The sequence below is a fragment of the Fructilactobacillus sanfranciscensis DSM 20451 genome (assembly GCF_001436035.1).
In the GTDB taxonomy this organism is placed as follows: domain Bacteria; phylum Bacillota; class Bacilli; order Lactobacillales; family Lactobacillaceae; genus Fructilactobacillus; species Fructilactobacillus sanfranciscensis.
In genome coordinates this window covers 129283-148852 of sequence record NZ_AYYM01000002.1, presented here as the reverse complement: position 1 = coordinate 148852, position 19570 = coordinate 129283, and the positions used below count along the sequence as shown (strand labels likewise).

The 19570-nt window shown below is 36.7% G+C and carries 16 protein-coding genes, 1 other RNA gene and 2 pseudogenes; 17 read left to right on the top strand and 2 right to left on the bottom strand.

The genetic code is table 11. The features are described 5' to 3' along the window. The first annotated feature begins 96 nt into the window (after nucleotides 1-96). The 14 genes and pseudogenes from FD36_RS01570 (at nucleotide 97) to purB (ending at nucleotide 15522) form a co-directional block, all read left to right on the top strand. Nucleotides 97-918, top strand: a complete 822-nt coding sequence (locus FD36_RS01570; protein ID WP_056957665.1) for a hypothetical protein — start codon at nucleotides 97-99, stop codon at nucleotides 916-918. Nucleotides 919-1110: 192 nt separating this feature from the next. Beyond that, on the top strand, nucleotides 1111-1602 hold the full coding sequence (purE, locus tag FD36_RS01565) for a 5-(carboxyamino)imidazole ribonucleotide mutase (protein WP_056957664.1): 492 nt from the start codon (nucleotides 1111-1113) through the stop codon (nucleotides 1600-1602). Beyond that, a pseudogene (purK, locus tag FD36_RS01560) lies at nucleotides 1592-2728 on the top strand (5-(carboxyamino)imidazole ribonucleotide synthase). Before purE ends, purK begins: the two are co-directional and overlap by 11 nt. Then, complete coding sequence (gene purC, locus FD36_RS01555; protein WP_056957663.1) at nucleotides 2715-3443, top strand: phosphoribosylaminoimidazolesuccinocarboxamide synthase; 729 nt, start codon at nucleotides 2715-2717, stop codon at nucleotides 3441-3443. Before purK ends, purC begins: the two are co-directional and overlap by 14 nt. Nucleotides 3444-3445: 2 nt before the next feature. Next, nucleotides 3446-3700, top strand: coding sequence for a phosphoribosylformylglycinamidine synthase subunit PurS (gene purS, locus FD36_RS01550; protein WP_056957662.1), 255 nt, complete (start codon nucleotides 3446-3448; stop codon nucleotides 3698-3700). A gap of 1 nt (nucleotide 3701) precedes the next feature. Next, the gene (gene purQ / locus FD36_RS01545; protein WP_056957661.1) at nucleotides 3702-4352 is read left to right on the top strand and encodes a phosphoribosylformylglycinamidine synthase subunit PurQ; all 651 of its coding nucleotides are present in this window, start codon (nucleotides 3702-3704) and stop codon (nucleotides 4350-4352) included. 21 nt (nucleotides 4353-4373) lie between these two features. Next, nucleotides 4374-6605: a phosphoribosylformylglycinamidine synthase subunit PurL gene (gene purL, locus FD36_RS01540; protein WP_056957660.1), complete on the top strand. Its 2232-nt coding sequence runs from the start codon at nucleotides 4374-4376 to the stop codon at nucleotides 6603-6605. Then, on the top strand, nucleotides 6587-8059 hold the full coding sequence (gene purF / locus FD36_RS01535) for an amidophosphoribosyltransferase (RefSeq protein WP_056957659.1): 1473 nt from the start codon (nucleotides 6587-6589) through the stop codon (nucleotides 8057-8059). The genes purL and purF overlap by 19 nt, the downstream gene beginning before the upstream one ends. Before the next feature lie 15 nt (nucleotides 8060-8074). Continuing rightward, complete coding sequence (gene purM / locus FD36_RS01530; RefSeq protein ID WP_056957658.1) at nucleotides 8075-9127, top strand: phosphoribosylformylglycinamidine cyclo-ligase; 1053 nt, start codon at nucleotides 8075-8077, stop codon at nucleotides 9125-9127. Next, on the top strand, nucleotides 9115-9705 hold the full coding sequence (gene purN, locus FD36_RS01525) for a phosphoribosylglycinamide formyltransferase (protein WP_056957657.1): 591 nt from the start codon (nucleotides 9115-9117) through the stop codon (nucleotides 9703-9705). The genes purM and purN overlap by 13 nt, the downstream gene beginning before the upstream one ends. After that, a complete protein-coding gene (gene purH, locus FD36_RS01520) occupies nucleotides 9702-11228 on the top strand; it encodes a bifunctional phosphoribosylaminoimidazolecarboxamide formyltransferase/IMP cyclohydrolase (protein WP_056957656.1) in 1527 nt (508 codons plus the stop codon). Before purN ends, purH begins: the two co-directional genes overlap by 4 nt. Before the next feature lie 10 nt (nucleotides 11229-11238). Next, a complete protein-coding gene (gene purD, locus FD36_RS01515; protein ID WP_056957655.1) occupies nucleotides 11239-12474 on the top strand; it encodes a phosphoribosylamine--glycine ligase in 1236 nt (411 codons plus the stop codon). A gap of 26 nt (nucleotides 12475-12500) precedes the next feature. Further along, nucleotides 12501-14162, top strand: a complete 1662-nt coding sequence (locus FD36_RS01510) for a formate--tetrahydrofolate ligase (RefSeq protein WP_056957654.1) — start codon at nucleotides 12501-12503, stop codon at nucleotides 14160-14162. 64 nt (nucleotides 14163-14226) lie between these two features. Beyond that, nucleotides 14227-15522: an adenylosuccinate lyase gene (gene purB / locus FD36_RS01505; RefSeq protein ID WP_056957653.1), complete on the top strand. Its 1296-nt coding sequence runs from the start codon at nucleotides 14227-14229 to the stop codon at nucleotides 15520-15522. A 72-nt stretch (nucleotides 15523-15594) separates the two neighbouring features. Here purB and FD36_RS01500 read toward each other — a convergent pair. After that, nucleotides 15595-15918: pseudogene (locus FD36_RS01500) on the bottom strand (DNA-3-methyladenine glycosylase I); the annotation flags it as partial. 59 nt (nucleotides 15919-15977) lie between these two features. Between FD36_RS01500 and FD36_RS07025 the strand changes: the two are divergent. The 3 genes from FD36_RS07025 to FD36_RS01490 all read left to right on the top strand — a co-directional run bounded on the left by FD36_RS07025 (nucleotide 15978) and on the right by FD36_RS01490 (nucleotide 17602). Beyond that, nucleotides 15978-16166, top strand: a complete 189-nt coding sequence (locus FD36_RS07025; RefSeq protein ID WP_082610569.1) for a terminase small subunit — start codon at nucleotides 15978-15980, stop codon at nucleotides 16164-16166. A 68-nt stretch (nucleotides 16167-16234) separates the two neighbouring features. Further along, nucleotides 16235-17158, top strand: a complete 924-nt coding sequence (locus FD36_RS01495) for an IS30 family transposase (RefSeq protein WP_056957652.1) — start codon at nucleotides 16235-16237, stop codon at nucleotides 17156-17158. Between the two features lie 18 nt (nucleotides 17159-17176). Then, nucleotides 17177-17602, top strand: coding sequence for a terminase small subunit (locus tag FD36_RS01490; protein ID WP_056957651.1), 426 nt, complete (start codon nucleotides 17177-17179; stop codon nucleotides 17600-17602). A 1595-nt stretch (nucleotides 17603-19197) separates the two neighbouring features. Here the strand turns inward: FD36_RS01490 and ssrA are convergent. Further along, nucleotides 19198-19566: a transfer-messenger RNA gene (ssrA, locus tag FD36_RS06455) on the bottom strand. Nucleotides 19567-19570: the final 4 nt, after the last annotated feature.

Sequence of the window (19570 nt, the reverse complement as noted above, 5' to 3'; positions counted from 1 at the left end):
GATAGGACGTTGCCACGCAATATAAAAAAGTCGATAACTGCGGTTATCGGCTTTTTTTATAACATATAGAATTAATATTTAACGGAGGTAAATAATATGAAAAAGTTAAATAATAAAGAAGAAATTGGATTAAAATGTCTAAAAAAATATTTAAATGATGAAAATTATAAATACTTTTTGGTTTATGAAACAGGATCACAATTACAATCATTAGCAACAGAAACTAGTGATGTTGATTTTTATGTATTTTATGTTCCAACTAAGCTAGAATTATTGACTCAAAATATGGAAAAAGAAAATTTTGTTAAACTAGAAAATTGTGAAGTTAAGTTAATCGCAATTCCAGAATTATTTCATTTAATTATGAAAGGTGATCCAAATATAATTGAAACATTTTTTCAAAAACCATTTATGATTGGAAGTTATCAAGATAACAAAATAATGTATGATAAATTATTTAAACTTTCAGAATGCTTATATGAAAATCGAAATCTGTTAGTTTATTTAAGCAATGGTCGCTTTATTCGTTCTTGTATTTGGATGATGCGCTCAAACACTAAGAAATTACGACCAAGTAAGCGCTATATTGGGAATGGAACATTTGGAAAAACTTTATTTGAGTATGTAAAAGAATATCTTTATGCTAGTAAATTTTTAAATCAAATTGAACATAAGTCTCATGAAAATTTAGAAAATATTATTTTCCCCAATCAAAAAACATTGGAATTGTTAAAAAATTACAAGTCAATAAAAAAATATAATCGAAAAGTCAGAAACGATGTTTTTATAAAATATAATTATAAAAAATTAAATCAAGAATATCGATTTGCTAGAAATAATCATAAATTTGATAGCCTTAGTAAAAAGGCAAAAATGTTACTTGACAAACTGGTAGAGGACACTCCCGTTTATTATTAATTGAGACAAATATGAAAGACAGAATTCGTCATGAATTCTGTCTTTTTTATTTACTATTATTTTTCGTAAAGTAAAACACGAACATTATTCTTAAAAACACAATAAAAGTAAACATTAATTGACATATAATGTTTTTATATGGTTTAATTTGTATGAAAGATTTTTCAAATGCGAATTTTAAGGAGAATAATAATGACGAAAGTTATGATTGTGATGGGATCAATTTCAGATTGGCCAACAATGAAAGAAACTGCAAAGGTTTTGGATGATTTAGGTGTTTCATATGACAAAAAAATTATCTCAGCTCATCGCACCCCTAATTTATTGACTAAATTTGCTAAGGGAGCACTCGATAATGATGTCTCCGTAATAATTGCTGGTGCAGGTGGCGCCGCTCACCTACCAGGTATGATTGCTGCTAATACAATTGTTCCAGTAATCGGGGTTCCTGTACAAAGTAAGGCTCTCAATGGACTTGATTCATTATTAAGTATTGTACAAATGCCTTCTGGAGTGCCAGTCGCAACTGTTGCAATTGGGACATCCGGTGCTAAAAATGCTGGTTACTTGGCTGCACAAATTCTTGCAATGACTAATCCAGAAATTCGGAAGAATGTAATTAACTTTAGAAAAGAAGCTGCTCAAGGTGTGTTAGAAAGCGAGGCTCAATTAGATGAAGAATAATTTAATTGTTCCTCCAGCAACGATTGGGATTATCGGTGGGGGGCAGTTGGGCCGAATGATGGCAGAAGCAGCCAAACCAATGGGTTACAATGTCATTATTTTAGATCCGCAACCCAATTCTCCAGCTGGTCAAGTTTCCGATGATCAAATTATTGCCGAATATGATGACGTTATTGCTTTAACGAAGCTTGCTAAACGTTGTGATGTATTAACTTATGAATTTGAAAATGTTGACACAGATGCTTTAAAACAGGTTTCAGATTTAGTAAGCATCCCTCAAGGAACCAATCTCTTAAAAGTCACTTCTGATCGATTACTAGAAAAAGAATTTATTCAAAGGGCGGGTTTACCCGTCACTAACTTTGCTAACGTGTAATCAATTGATGACTTACCTGCTGCAGCTGCTAAAATCGGGTATCCTGCTATTTTAAAAACGCGGAGTGGTGGTTATGATGGTCACGGTCAGTGGAATATTGATAATGAAACTCAGATGCAAGCAGTTTTACATAGGTTAAATGGAAAAATTGATGTACCTCTAATTTTGGAAAAGAAATTAGCGTTTGATCAAGAAATTAGTATTATGGTAACGCGCGATGGTAATCAAGAAGTAAAAACCTGGCCAATTGCGCAAAATACTCATCAAGATCACATTTTAAAAACGACAGTTGTTAATGATGAATTATCACCAAAATTGGTTCAAGCAGCTCATGAATATGCCGGAAAAATTGCTCATGCTTTAGATTTAAGTGGAGTGTTAGGGATTGAAATGTTTGTGGTGGGTGATGAAGTTTATGTTAATGAATTAGCACCACGTCCACATAACTCTGGGCACTATTCCATTGAAGGTTGTAATGTTTCACAATTTGAAGGTCACATTCGTAGTATCACAGGCTTACCAATTGCACCAATCGAACAACTTGATGATTCAATTCGCATGATTAATTTATTAGGTGACCAAATTACACAAGCCCGAAATGACTTAGTTAGTCATCCAGAATGGCATTTTCACGATTATCAAAAAGATCAAATTAAACCCAAACGAAAAATGGGACATATCACCGTTTTAGGCGCCAAAAATAGTACTGACTTAGCAGAATGGGAGAATACACATCATGAAAACATTTAAAAAAGGCGAACAAATCACTGAAGGTAAGGCCAAGATTATGTATGCTACTGATGACCCAGAAGTTTTATGGGTGCACAGTAAAGACCAAGCAACTGCTTTAAACGGAAAAAAGAAAGTAGCCATTGCCAACAAAGGTTACTACACCAATCACATTAGTTCATTGTTATTTAATTATCTAAATGGTCAAGGGGTTCCAACTCATTTTATTAGCCTAGAAAGCGATACTGATGTCGTTGTAAAACGGTTAAAGATGATCCCCTTAGAAGTCGTAGTTAGAAACTTTGCTTCAGGTCATTTTGTCACTCGTTTTGCAGTTAAGAATATGATGAAATTAGATCCTCCCGTTCAAGAATTTTATTACAAATCAGACGAATTAGACGATCCCATGATTAACAATTCCCAAATTTTAGCGCTTAAGATTGTTGATGAAGATCAAATTAAATTCATTCAAGCACAAGCACTTAAAATTAACGAAGACTTAAAGGCTTTATTTAACCGAATTAAGATTGATTTAGTTGATATTAAATTTGAATTCGGAATCACTAGTGATGGTCAATTAATTCTAGGTGACGAACTTTCACCTGATAACATGCGTCTAGTTGACCAAGCAACTGGCAAGTCACTTGATAAAGATGTGTTTAGAAAAGAAACCGGTAATTTAATTGATGGATATGCCGTTGTCTTAAATCGTTTGAAACAAGAATTAGGAGAATAAATATGTATTTTGGTAGAGTTTACGTTTCATACAAAAAGTCAGTTTTAGATCCTCAAGGTGAAGTTATCAAGTCAGGTTTAACGCACATGGGTTTTGAAAAAATTGAATCTGTGAAGCAAGGAAAATATTTTGAAATTAAATTTGCTGCTACTGATATGGAAAATGCTAAACAAGAATTAGTAAAAATGATTGAAGCTCTTTTAATTAATGCCAATACCGAAACCTATCGTTATGATTTAAAAGAATTGGGGGATTAGCATGAAAGCTGCTGTAATTCAATTTCCTGGTTCAAATTGTGACATGGATATGATGCACGCTTTAAAAGATTTTAAGGTTGATGCAACGTTAGTTTCACATAATGAAACTGATTTAAGTGATTACGATGCTATCTTCTTACCGGGAGGATTTTCGTTTGGTGATTATCTCCGTTCCGGGGCCATTGCTCGTTTTTCTCCAATTATGGAAGCCGTTAAGCAGGCTGATGAAGCAGGTAAAAGGATTGTCGGGATCTGTAACGGATTTCAAATTTTAACCGAAGCTGGGTTATTGCCTGGTCAATTAATGCAAAACGAACATCCAGGCTTCATTTGTGATGAAGTTAAAATGGAAGTTACTAATCCTGACACCAAATTCAGTCGTGATTATCAAACAAGCGAAATCACTTTGCCAGTTGCACATGGTGAAGGTCGCTATTATGCTGATCAAGCTACAATCGACTCATTAGAAAAAAATCACCAAATTGTATTTAAATATCAAACCAACGTAAATGGCTCGACTGACGATATTGCTGGAATTACGAACCAAAAAGGGAATGTTTTAGGCATGATGCCTCATCCAGAACGTGCCATTGAAGCTATTTTAGGTAATACAGACGGTAGAAAATTATTTGAGAGTATTTTAGATAATTAGTTGATAGACAAGGAGTACGTTATGGTAAAAGTTCCGGAACCAATGAGAAATGAACCATCCCCAGAAGAAATTAAAAAAAATAAAGTTTATCTTGATTGGGCTTTAACCACAGAAGAATATGATTTAATTTGTGACCATTTACATCGCCTACCAAATTACACTGAAACTGGTTTATTTGCGGCCATGTGGTCAGAACACTGTTCTTACAAGAAATCAAAACCAGTTTTACGCAAATTCTGGTCACAAAATGAACGAGTTTTACAAGGACCCGGAGAAGGTGCTGGAGTTTTAGACATTGGTGATCAACAAGCCGTCGTCTTTAAAGCGGAATCCCATAACCATCCATCTGCAGTTGAACCTTATGAAGGAGCTGCTACTGGGGTTGGAGGCATCTTACGTGATATTTTTTCAATGGGTGCGCAACCAATTGCGGTGTTAGATAGTTTACGGTTTGGTGAGTTAAATAATAACGATACGAAACACTTAGTAAATGGAATTATTGCCGGAATTGCTGGTTATGGAAATGCGATTGGAATTCCAACGGTTGGTGGTGAAATTGGTTTTGACGCTACTTATCAAGGAAATCCTTTGGTAAACGTCATGGCAGTCGGATTGTTAAACCAAGCTGATATGCAAGTTGGGAAAGCCGAAGGAATTGGAAACCGGGTTTTATACGTTGGAGCTAAAACTGGTCGTGACGGAATTCACGGTGCCACTTTTGCCTCAAGTGATTTTGATAGCGGAGTCGAAAAAAATCGTTCTGCTGTCCAAGTTGGTGATCCATTTTTAGAAAAATTAGTGATGGATGCCACCATTAAAGCAATTCGCGAACACGGTGATGCAATTGTCGGAGTTCAAGATATGGGTGCAGCTGGATTAGTTTCTTCATCTGCTGAAATGGCTGATGAAGCAGGAACTGGAGTTTTACTTGATTTAGATAAAGTTCCCCAACGAGAAACTAACATGACTCCCTATGAATTGATGTTGTCAGAATCACAAGAACGGATGCTATTAGTTGTCAAAGCTAACCAAGTTGCTGAAGTTGCTAAAGTGTTTGAAGATGCTGGGTTATCAGCCGTTGACATTGGTGAAGTAACTGATAATGGTAAATATGTGCTTTCTTTTGAAGGACAAACGGTGGCTGATGTGGACGTTAACTATTTAACTAATCCACCTAAGCAAGTGATGCAAGAAACTGCACCAAAACGTCTCACCCAGGATGCTACCCAACAATATCAACCAGAAATGACAAATGCTAGTCAAACTTTAACTGATTTATTAAAACAAAGTACCATTGCTTCTAAAGCCACTTTATTTAGACATTTTGATAGTATGGTGAGAACTAATACAGTTATCAAACCTGGTGGAGATGCCGCTTTAGTTCGAATCAAAGGAACGAGTAAGGCACTTGCCATGACGACTGATATTAGTGGTCGTTACACTTATCTCAATCCTAAAATTGGGGGAGCATTAGCTGTTGCTGAAGCCGCTCGAAACATCGTGGCAACAGGAGCAACTCCAATTGGAATTACCGATTGTTTGAACTTTGGTGATCCTGATGATCCTGAAATTTATTACGAACTAGATAAGTCATGTGAAGGTATCAATGATATGGCCAAAGTTTTGAATACACCAATTATTTCTGGAAATGTTTCTTTATATAACGAAACTGATGGACAAGCCATTTATCCAACGCCGATGGTCGGAATGGTTGGACTTTTAGATGATGTAGAAAAAGCAACCACCATTAATTTTAAAAACGCAGATGATTTAATTTATTTAGTTGGAGAAGTTAGACCAGACTTTAACGGAACTGAATTGCAAAAAATGCAAACTGGTGAAATTAAGGGTAATTTAAATGATTTCGATAAAAATATTGAAAAACAACACCAACAATTAGTGCTCGCAGGAATCAAGCAACAATTAATTAATAGCGCTCATGATGTCGCTGAAGGTGGTTTGGGCGTTACGCTTGCCGAAATGACTTTCAACACTGATTTTGGGGCAAATGTGAAACAAGCTCATCCAGTTAGTTGGTATTTTGCAGAATCACCTTCACTATTTGTCGTAACCGTTAAACCAGAAAATCAAACCAAATTTGAAAAATTGGTAGGTGACCAAGCGCGCCTAATTGGTAAAGTAACTACCGACCCACAACTTAAGCTGGTAGCTCTTGATCAAGATATTAATGTTAATAAAAACGAAATTGAAAAGGGTTATCAGGAGGCAATCACATGGCAATTGAACCATTAAGATCCGCTAATTCATTAAATGAAGAATGTGGAATTTTTGGAGTATGGGGAGTGCCAAACGCTGCAGAATTAACTTTTTATGGGTTACATGCTTTACAACATCGTGGTCAAGAAGGAGCTGGGATTGTTTCGAATAATCACGGTCATTTATGGCAAGAACGGGGTTTAGGTTTACTCAGTTCCGTCTTTGCCGATCCCCAAAAATTAAAAAATTTAAAGGGTGATGCCGCTTTAGGACATGTTCGTTATGCAACGGCTGGATCTGGTGGTGTCGAAAATATTCAACCCTTTATGGTTAATTTTAGCGATATGCAAGTTGCTTTAGCTCATAACGGAAATATTACGAACGCTAAATCATTACGGAAAAAGTTAGAAGATCAAGGGGCAATTTTCCAATCATCTTCTGACACGGAAATTTTACTCCATTTAATTCGTCGTTCACATAAAACTACTTTTGTTGAACAATTAAAAGAAGCCTTAAATCAAATTCATGGTGGCTTTGCGGTTTTACTCATGACACCAGATGGCATTTATGCTGCTTTGGATCCTCATGGTTATCGTCCCTTTGTCATTGGTCAATTACCAAATGGAGCTTACGTGGCTACTAGTGAAACGGCTGCCTTAGGAGCAGTTGGAGCTAAATTCGTACGCGATGTGCAACCTGGCGAATTGATTACACTTAATGATGATGGAATGAAAATTGATCATTACACGACTGATATCACATTAAACATTGATTCGATGGAATATATTTATTTTGCCCGTCCTGATTCCGATATTTATGGCGTAAACGTGCATCAAGCCCGAAAACGGATGGGAAAACGGTTAGCCAAAGAAGCTCCAGCTGATGCAGATATTGTGGTGGCAGTGCCAAATTCTTCTCTTTCTGCCACCATGGGTTATGCTGAAGCATCCGGTCTTCCTAATGAAATGGGATTAATCAAGAACCAATACATCGCGAGAACTTTTATCGAACCAACTCAAGAACGACGAGAACGAGCAGTGCGAATGAAATTAAGTGCAATTCCTTCTGTTTTAAAAGGTAAACGAGTTGTCCTAGTTGATGATTCAATTGTTCGGGGGACAACTTCAAAGTACATTATTCATATGTTACGTGAAGCCGGGGCCAAAGAAGTGCACGTTCGAATTGCTTCACCAGCCTTTAAATATCCATCTTTTTACGGGATTGATATGCAAACCACGAAAGAATTAATGGCCGCTAACAACTCGGTTGAAGAAATGCGGAAAAAAATTGGGGCTGATTCGCTTGAATTCCTATCAACGCAGGGTTTGATTGATTCAATTGGCTTAGAACATGAAGGTCGTGGAACTGGATTAACCACCGCTTATTTTGATGGTCATTATCCTTCTCCAATTTATGACTATGCACCAGAATTGACTGAACAAGCCAAGACGGGAGAAGTTACTTTTGATACCGAAGTTGGGCAAAAATAGTTAAGGAGAATTAGAATGGGAAAAGATGCTTACGCTAAGGCTGGGGTTGACATTCACGCGGGTGATGAAGCAGTTCAAAAAATGAAGGCTGCCGTTGAGTCAACCTATACACCGCAAGTTTTATCTGGATTAGGTGGTTTTGGATCAGTTTTTGAAATACCAACTGGATATCAACATCCTGTCTTAGTTAGTGGAACCGATGGAGTCGGAACTAAGCTATTGTTAGCGATTGGTGCAGATCGGCACGATACGATTGGCCAAGATTTAGTTGCGATGGTTATGAACGATATTATCGCTGAAGGGGCTAAACCACTCTTTTTACAAGACTATTTAGCCGTTGATAAAATGCGGCCTGAAATAGTAGCTGAAACAATTGGTGGAATTGCGAAAGCCACTAAAGCAGTGGGAGCCTCTCTAATTGGTGGTGAGTCTGCTGAACTTCCAGGTCTTTACGCTGAAAAACACTATGATTTAGCTGCTTTTGGGGTTGGAATTGCGGAAAAAGATGAAATTCTGGATTCAGAAAAAAATGCAGAAGCAGGCGACATTTTATTAGGCTTACCATCTTCTGGAGTTCATTCCAATGGTTATTCACTAGTCCGTTCTGTTTTTGGAATTAAAGAGCCTGCCGATTTTAATAAGTTACCCAAAACTGTCCAAGAACAATTATTGACCCCTACAACCCTATACTATCCAATCATTAGTAAATTATTGGATGAACACCGGATTACCGGGATGAGTAATATTACTGGTGGGGGAATTGTTGGTAATTTACCTCGGGCCTTTAGCAAAGATTTACAAGCTAAAATCACGTGGGGCAGTTTGCCAATTTTAGAGATTTTCAATACATTACAACAAAAGGGTCAATTGAGTACGGATGACATGTTGAACACCTTTAACAACGGGTTAGGAATGATTTTAATTATCAAACCAGATCAGCTAAAGGATGTTATGAATTACTTTAGAGAGACTAACCAACCAGTTTATGAAATTGGTAAGTTACAATCAAAAGCAAACGAAAAAGATGCTGGAGTTATTTTTGAAGGAGTTGCTCCATGGAAAAAATAACACGCTTAGCCGTCATGGCTTCGGGAAACGGAACTAATTTTGCGGCTTTATTAGCTTATATTAAACAAGCCAAGTTACCGGTCGAAATTGTTCGTTTGGTAGTTGATCATGACGATGTCAAGGTCATTGACCTTGCTAAAGAAGCCCAGGTTCCTGTTTTTACTATTATCTACAAGGATTATCCCAATCGAGAAACAGCAGAAAAGCAAATTTTACAACAATTGGCTGATGATGAAATTGATGGAATTTTATTAGCAGGGTATATGCGAATTTTAACTCCTCAATTTGTTAAAGCTTATCCGCAAAAAATCATTAATATTCATCCGGCTTTATTACCCAGTTTTCCTGGACGCCACGGAATTGATGACGCTTATAATTACGGTGTTAAAGTAACTGGAGTCACGATTCACTTTGTTAATGATGGAGTGGATAGTGGCAAGATAATTGCACAAGAACCAGTTCGAATTAAAGATGATGATTCATTGGATTCTTTAGAAGCAAAGATTCATACAGTTGAACACAAGTTGTATCCAAAAACATTGCAGAAGTTGATTAAAGAGGGAGTATTTAAATCATGAGAAGAGCATTAATTAGTGTTTCTGATAAAAACGGCGTGGTTAAATTTGCCAAGGGACTACAAAAATTAGATTTTGAAATTGTTTCAACTGGTGGAACTTTTAAAGCATTGCATGATGCCGGAGTTGATGTGATTCCCATTGAAAATGTGACTAATTTCCCTGAAATGTTAGATGGTCGGGTTAAAACCCTTCATCCTAACGTTCATGGTGGTTTATTAGCTCGCCGCGATGTTCCTGAACATATGCAACAATTAAAAGAACAAAACATTACCCCAATTGATTTAGTAGCCGTTAACCTTTATCCATTTAAAGAAACGATTGAAAAACCCGACACTACCGAAGCGGACGCCATTGAACAAATTGATATTGGTGGTCCTTCAATGCTTCGCTCAGCCGCTAAAAACTATCATGATGTTCTAGCAGTGGTTGATCCTGCTGATTATGAAAAAGTATTAGATGTCCTTGCAAATCAAACTGATACTCCCGCATTTCGGAAAGGTTTAGCTGCTAAAGTATTCAGACATACAGCTGCTTACGATGCCTTAATTTCTCAATATTTAACTGGTCCTGAATTTACGCAAAAAGTTACCAATACTTACGATTTATTTGAACCACTTCGTTATGGTGAAAATTCACAACAAAAAGCAGCTGCTTACCGCGATGCCATCCCAGAACCATACTCTGTTTTAAACGCTAACATCTTGCATGGAAAACAACTTTCTTATAACAACATTCGTGATGCTGATGCAGCCTTAAGAATCATTGCTGAATTTTCAGATCCAGCCGTTGTTACAGTTAAGCACATGAATCCAGCCGGAATTGGAATTGGTGAAAACATTGAAGCAGCTTGGGATAAAGCTTACGAAGGTGATGACATTTCCATCTTTGGTGGAATTGTGGCTTTAAACCGTCCAGTTGATTTAGCTACTGCTAAAAAGTTACACAGTATTTTCCTTGAAATTATCATTGCACCTGGTTTTGATGATGATGCTTATGCAGAATTAGCTCGTAAAAAGAACCTTCGTCTCTTGACCCTTCCATTCACAAACAAAATTCCTCAAAGAATTGAAACTACTTCCGTGTTAGGTGGAGCAGTTATGCAAGACCGCGACTTAGAAAGTGAATCAATCGATGATTTAAAAGTCGTTTCTAAAAAACGACCAACTGAAGCACAAATGAAAGCCATGATTTTTGCTCAAACGGCTGTTAAATACGTTAAATCAAACGCCATCGTGGTTGCTAGTGAAGGTCAAACCCTTGGAATTGGTGCAGGTCAACCTAACCGAATCGATTCAGTTAAAATTGCAATTGATCATGCTGAATCTAAACCTAGTTTTAAAGACGCAGTCTTAGCATCTGATGCCTTCTTCCCAATGGATGATTCAGTTGAATACGCTGCTAAGCATGGTATTGATGCAATTATTGAACCAGGTGGATCAATTAGAGACCAAGACTCAATTGATAAAGCAAATGAATTAGGAGTTGCCTTAGTATTTTCAGGTAATCGTCACTTTAAGCATTAAGGAGTTTTCGATGGTAAAAGTATTAATTATTGGATCTGGAGCTCGTGAACATACGATTGCCCAGACCTTTCAACGTAGTCCTCAAGTTGATGAAGTATTTGTGGCACCAGGAAATTACGGAATGAAAACTGATGGAATCTCACCAGTTGCCATTGAGACCAATGATTTTCCTGCTTTGATTAAGTTTGCAAAAGACCAACAAATTGATTTAACGTTCGTGGGAAATGAAGCACCTTTAGTAGCAGGAGTAGTCGACGCATTTGAAGCAGCTGGATTAGCTATCTTTGGGCCAAACCAACAAGCTGCTAAATTAGAAGGATCAAAAGCTTTCATGAAAAAATTATTAGCAGATGCTAATATTCCAACTGCAAAAGCGAAAACGGTAACTTCTTTAACTGATGCGAAAGTGGTTGCTGATGAATTTGGTTACCCCGTAGTAGTGAAAACAGATGCTTTAGCTGCTGGTAAAGGCGTTTCAATTCATCAAACTAAAGTAGCTGCCGATGAATTTCTCACTAATTTATATCAAAAAGAACCGCATGCTAAGTTGGTAATTGAAGAGTACTTAGAAGGTTTTGAATTTTCAATTTTCTCTTTAGTGGGTAAAGACCAAGTTGTGCATACGCCAATTGCCCATGACTATAAACGTCGATTTGAAGCTGACAAAGGGCCTAATACTGGTGGAATGGGTTCTTATAGTCCAGTTGTCCAGGTATCTAAACAAAATTTTGAATTAGCACTTAATCAATTAGTAATGCCAACTTTAGATGCGATGAAAAAACAGGGAACCCCGTTTTATGGAGTTCTTTATACTGGAGTAATGCTCACGAAGTCTGGTCCCAAAGTAATTGAATTTAATGTGCGGTTTGGTGATCCCGAAACCCAAGTGGTTTTACCACAATTACAAAGTGATTTTTACACTTTAATTCAAAGATTATTAAACGGAAAACTAGTCCAACCAGTATGGCAAAATACGGATACTTACTTAGGCGTTGTCTTGGTAAATCCTAATTATCCAGCTCCAAATCATCAATTATATCCAGTACCAAGTTTCTCAGATAATTTGGTAGTGAATTATGCTAGTATTAAATCAGAAGCAAATCAGATGATGAGTGATGGTGGCCGAGTTTTAACTACGGTCGTTCATGCACCTACTTTAGATTTAGCTCGGCAAAAAATTTATTCTATTTTAGATCAAACCAAGATGGGTTTGGCTTATCGTAACGATATTGGTAAATTAAATTAATTAAAAAGTAATTTTGGGGTGGAAAAATGAAAAGTGATATTGAAATCGCACAAGCAGCAACAATTTGGCCAATTGAAAAAGTCGCTAAAGCAGCTGGTTTTACTAGTGATGAAGTGATTCCTTATGGGAAAAATACCGCTAAAATTGTTTTAGATGAAAAATTACATGATCAAGAAAACGGTAAATTGGTATTGGTAACTTCCATTAATCCAACTCCAGCTGGAGAAGGTAAATCAACCGTTGCCGTTGGTTTAGCGGATGCTTTGAATTTAGCCAATCATAAAACGGTTTTAGCTTTACGGGAACCTTCCCTTGGACCTGTCATGGGAATGAAAGGTGGAGCTACTGGTGGAGGAATGTCACAAGTTTTACCAATGGATGACATTAACTTACATTTTACTGGTGATTTTCATGCCTTAACGGTTGCTCAAAACACCTTAATGGCTTTGGTTGATAACAGTATTTATCAAGGAAATAAATTAAACTTAGATCCACGACAAGTTTTATTAAAACGTGTATTAGACGTTAATGATCGTGAGTTACGGCATATCGTAGTTGGTTTAGGTGGGAGAACTAGCGGAGTTCCCCGCGAAAGTGGTTTTGATATTACGGCTGCTTCCGAATTAATGGCTATCTTAACCTTATCAACTGATTTAGATGATATGCAACGCCGAATTAATCGAATTGTCGTAGGTTATACATACGATAAAAAGCCAGTTACAGTAGCTGACTTAGGGGTTGCGGGCGCCATTACAACCTTATTAAAAGATGCCATTAAACCAAACTTGGTACAAACCATGGGACACACGCCAACTTTGATTCACGGTGGTCCATTTGCCAACATTGCACAAGGAACTAATTCAGTGCAAGCAACCAAATTAGCTATGAAAATGGGTGATTATGCAGTTACTGAAGCAGGATTCGGTGCTGACTTAGGGGGAGAGAAGTTCTTAGATGTTAAAACTCCACTTTTACCAAAACATCCAGATGCAATTGTAATTGTCGCTACCGTTCGAGCATTAAAGATGCACGGTGGCATGGACAAAAAAGACCTTAATCATGAAAATTTAGTTGCCTTACAAAATGGACTCGCCAACTTAGGTCAACATATTAGCAGTATGAAACGTTACGGTGTTCCAGTGGTCGTTGCGATTAATAAATTTACCAGTGATACTGATGCTGAAATGAAAATGATTGAAGACTATTCCAGTGAACAGGGTGTTAAAGCTTATGCTGCTGATGTTTGGGGCCAAGGTGGTCAAGGTGCGACTGATTTAGCAGCTGGAGTTGTGGAAGCAACTGAACAACCTGCTGATTTCAAACCTTTATATCAACCTGATGACAGCATTATGACGAAATTAAACCAAATTGTTAAAGTGATTTATGGTGGTAAAGAAGTTGAATTATCACCTAAAGCACAAAAACAAATTGCTGGTTTTGAAAAATTAGGTTGGGATAAGTTACCAGTGATTGTTGCTAAAACGCAATACTCTCTAACCGATGATGCTAAAAAAATTGGTAAACCAGAAGACTTTGTCATTCATATTCGTGAATTTGTGCCTAAATTAGGGGCCGGCTTCTTAGTAGCCATGGCAGGAAATATTTTAACGATGCCTGGATTACCTAAGGATCCCGCTGCTAATCACATTAAAATTGATAGTGATGAAAAAATTACTGGCTTGTTCTAAAGTGTTATTCTAATTAAGGAACTAATTACAAAATTACATTTTGAAATAAAAGGGGAACTTGTAAATGATTGATAGATATTCACGCGAACCAATGAGAAAAATTTGGAGTATGCAAAACCAATACCAAACCTGGTTAGATGTTGAAATTGCAATTGACGAAGCTTGGAATAAACAAGGGATGATCACTGACGAGGAAATTAAAAAAATTCAAGATCACGCAACTTTTGATGCTGATAAAATTGCCGAAATTGAAAAAGAAACTCATCATGATATTGTGGCCTTTACCCGCAACGTTTCAGAATCATTAGGACCAGAAAAACGTTGGATTCATTACGGAATTACCAGTACAGATGTGGTTGATACAGCGCAAGCACTTCGTTTAAAACAAGCCAATCAAATTTTACGTAGTGACATTGAAACTTTGATGGAAACCATTAAACAAATGGCTTTGAAATACAAAGACACTGTTCAAATCGGTCGGACTCATGGGGTTCAAGCTGAACCAACTACCTTTGGTTTGAAGTTAGCTCGTTGGTACTCAGAAATGAAACGTGATTTAAAACGTTTCAACGAGGCTGCTGAAGGCGTTGAAGCTGGTAATATTTCTGGTGCCGTTGGAACTTATGCCTACATGCCGCTTGAAATTGAACAATATGTATGTAAGAAGTTTGGTATTCGTCCCCAAGAAATCACTAGTCAAGTTTTACCTCGTGATTTACATGCCGAATACATTGCTACAATTGCTTTGATTGGAACTAGTTTAGAAAACTTTGCAACTGAAGTTCGAGGATTACAACGTTCTGAAATTCATGAAGTTGAAGAATTATTTAACAAAGGGCAAAAAGGTTCTTCAGCAATGCCTCATAAACGGAATCCAATTGGTTCAGAAAACATTACTGGATTAGCTCGGACTTTAAGAGGTTTGATTACGACAGCTTACGAAAACGTTTCTTTATGGCACGAACGTGATATCTCACATTCTTCTGCTGAACGAATTATTTTGCCTGAAGCAACTACTTTATTAGATTATATGTTGCACCGTTTCAATGGAATTTTAAGTAATTTAGTGGTTTTCCCTGATCGAATGAAGGAAAACATGAAAATTACTTACGGTTTAATCTTTAGTCAACGAGTAATGTTGGAATTGATTGAAAAAGGGATGAGTCGTGAAGAAGCTTATGATTTAGTTCAACCCTTGACTGCAAAAGCTTGGGATGAAAAACAACAATTCAAACCATTAGTTGAAAATAACAAAGAAATTACAAGTAAACTTTCACAAGCAGAAATTGATGAAATTTTTGATTACCATTATCAAATTCGCCATGTCGACGAAATCTTTAAACGAGTTGGTTTGGAATAATTAAATAAGTCTAAAAGAAAACGATTGAATCCATTGGGAATTCAATCGTTTTTTAGGTTATAAGGGAAAAATTTATTTAGCAAAACAATTATTTTCGTGGTCATTAACCATTCCGCAGGATTGCATAAATGAGTAAACGACAACAGGGCCAGTAAAGCTAAATCCAATTGACTTTAATTTTTTACTAATCGTAGTGGCTAATGGAGTGGTACTAGGAATATCGTTATGATTATTAATTGAGTTAATAATTGGCTTATGAGCGACAAAGTTCCACATCAATTCAGAAAAGCTAGAGCCTTGTTCGTGAAATTTTTCAATTACTTTAGCATTCGTAATAATTGCATTGATTTTGCGCTTGTTACGGATGATTCCAGCACTGGGCAGATAATAAGAGTACCGCTCGTGTTCATAATACTAATAAATTAATTAATCATGATTTGAATAATATCGATGCAATGACAGAAACACAAAAGCTATTTTGTGTTTATTACATCCAATCATATAACGCTACGCAGTCATACCTTAGGGCTTATCACTGCAAGCGGTCGACTGCTAACGTTGAGGGGTCAAGATTACTTAAATTAGATAAGATTAATAAATTCATTAGTAAATGGCAGATTGTAAAATTTAAGTTGAACATTTAAGTGGACAGAGAAAAACATCAAGGTCTTTAATGGCGTTACCACACAATCCATTAGAAAGAAGGACCTTGATGAGCACCACTATTTTATCATTCCAGAACCGTGTTGTCATTGAAACGCTTTATAATGAAGGACGTTCCTTGCGATACATCGCTAACTACTTAGACTTTAGTAAGACCACCATCTTTAACGAACTTCACCGACTAAATGGTGAGTACCAGGCTGAGCTAGCGCAAACTTACTTTGAACGAAAGGTTAGTCAACGGGGGCGAAAGTCTTCGCTTACTAAAAACCTTAAACACTTGATCGAGGAAAAGATTCAAGTCCAGAAGTGGTCCCCTGAACAAGTTGCCCATGTGGTGGGGATTGCCTACAAGACGGTCTATAACTGGATTGATCAAGGATGGCTTGATGTACAGCTACCCGATTTGCCTGATCATGGAATTCGTCGTCATCGTGCTAAAGAAAAGCGTGGTACGTTCAGTCACGGCCGCTCAATTGAGAAGCGTCCTCATAAAGTCGAAACTCGCCAGGAATTCGGTCACTTTGAAGCTGATACCGTACTTTCTGGTAAACGTAAAGGTCAAGCTGTGGCTACTTTTGTGGAGCGTAAAAGTAGCCTGACAATTGTTAAACGGCTCCATGGTTGCGACAGTCAGTCCATGACTCAAGCCGTACTTGAACTAGCTAGTCAACTTCAAAACAAGCTCAAGACGCTTACTGTGGATCATGGTAAAGAGTTCGCTAACTACCAGACAATTGAACAGCTAACAGGTACTCAGGTTTATTTTGCCCATGCTTATTCACCACATGAACGCGGTAGTAATGAGAACCGTAACCGAGTTTTGCGACGGTTTATTCCCAAGGGACAAGCCATTGAAGAACTAAGTGATTACCAACTGGTTCAAATCAATTGGTATCTGAATTCACGGCCACTTAAATGTCTTAATTGGCATACACCAATCGAGATCTTCTTGCTTAATCTACATCACTAAATTCGTTCAAGTTATTTCTTGCAATCTGCCAAATACAAAACCCGCCAAGAGAATGACTTAATTTTAAATTTAATAGATCTAGTAAAAGATGATGCAAAGATTGCTTTTGCTAACATTGGCGATGTTGTTAATTGGAAGAGCTACGATGTGCCGTTATTAGATGAATTTGGTAAGCCTAGACTAGATAAAAATGGTAATCAGATAATCTCACACGAAACCAACGTATATTTAAAATCGTCGGATGAAGTAGACCCAAGCGTAATTGATAAAGTTACAAGCGGTAATGGAATAACTACCGTTAAGCTAAAAGACAGTGACAAAGCTAAAGAACGTTTATACAAGTATTTTAATAATTCAGATGATGAGAATAACAATATTTCAGCAGTAGAAAAGTTGCTATCTGCAATAACGCAAGGAGTAAGGAACGACAACCAAGATAGATAATTATATTTGGTATAATTAAAATAATAAAAGCTAGAATACATCTGTTTTTAGATCAGGTGTATTTTTGGTTTAGTTGTGTTGTTACATGCAACAATATTAAAAGCGTTGCAACGATGAAACAAAAGCAAAGAAATGCAATAGCTATTAATAAATTGCTGATTTAATCAGTTGAAACGTCAACCCTAGTTAATACCTACTAATTCAAGATTGTTTTTAATGCAATACTGCTAGGCTATCCAGATTTGGTTGATTTCTTTAAAGTTGATGTAATTTAGTTATGTAACTGGCATTTATACTATGATTGATTAAAAGCCTTTAAACGGCAGAATATGAGTAAATAATAGCATCCGTTAAATTCAAAGATTAATAGATTGGTGGTTTAGTATGTTTGATTTATTCGAAGAAATAGACGAAACAAAGACAAAAAAGAATGTACGGCGTTACCTTAGATATAACTTGCAAAGATTAATGGATATCTGCGGTATATCAGCAAGCCAATTACAATCGCCAATCATAACAGACATGCCCACAAGTAAGCCTAATGGCAACCGTAACGAAGACGCTGCGTAAGATTTTAAATAATAAGGCGGCCGGTTCGTTAGAATTTTATTTTTTTGTGCTTTGTTTGACATATACTTTTAGACTTCTCCTTTCCCGTAAACGTTGATTTAACGGCATTTTTATTTTTGACCCCCCCTATAAAAAAATTTCAATTTTCTTGCTTTTAAGAAAATCAGACTGTGTGCGTGCTCCCCTTGGTTGAAAAAGAGGGCGGGGGTATTTTTATTTAAATTGCTATATCAATCATAAATCAAACGTAAAAACCATTGATATAACAGTGATTGGGAAATAATCAAACAAATATCAAACATAAACAACTTGCTATGATGCGAGCTAAAGGAATGAACAAAACGGACACCCCTAAGGCTTCCAACATACATAATTGTTTTAAGCAGCTTAACTAGTCAAAAACTTACATAAAAACGCCTAATACAGACAAAATAAGTCAAAAAAACGGTTTAAGTGTGGAAAAACCAACATTAAACATGGTGTCAACCATTTCAGAGATAACTCAATAACCTATCAAGACTTAACATATTAAGGAACTAGCAGAACACGACACCAAGGGAAGCAATCTGACGTGTAGCATCCGTTTATGTTGATTGCTATGATCTATGGCAAGTGTTCCATTTAATTAATCAGTGAGTACATCCGCGATTGTCTTAAAAGCCAACGTATAGAAAATGTAGAGCAAGAATGCCGTTATATTGACTATCTGGGCTAATCTGATTAAAGAATGTAGAGCAAACTAATTAGATTGGTGTATTTACATTGTCATTTGAAACGATCGCGGATGATATAATAAAAAGAACACCACTACATTAATAGTGATGTTCAAAACGCCAACCCAAAAGGTCATATTAAATTATTTTTTAAATTATGTTAAGCAGTTCAGTATATTCCGAATTGCTTTTTTTATTTGTAAAAGTGAATGCTATTTCATGGCATTTAATAACCTTATATGAGTATCAAGGAAAATAAAAAGCCTATTATATCAACGTTTCAAGCGTCAATAATAATAGGCAAGATGTTAAAAATGGAGTCGGCGGGATTTGAACCCGCGTCCGAGTATGTCGCCACCTGAACGTCTACACTCATAGACTAATCATTTAAGTTTCACTAATCATGACGCCATTAATCAAGGCTAATATGAAAAGCTAATCTGGTTAATCTCTTCTTCATACTTCAGATGGGAGTATAAAAGCGTAAGTCCATTTAATTTAGGACCCAAATCTAATCCATGGACAAGATTAGTTGGATCTACGTCGACTACTTATTAGGCAGCTAAGGCGTAAGAATTGTTATTATTTTTTGCAGTTATAATTAAACTGGACGATTTAACGCATCGCAGTACGAAGTGCAGTTCAGGCACGAACCATACCCGTCGAATCCATAACGACCCCGATA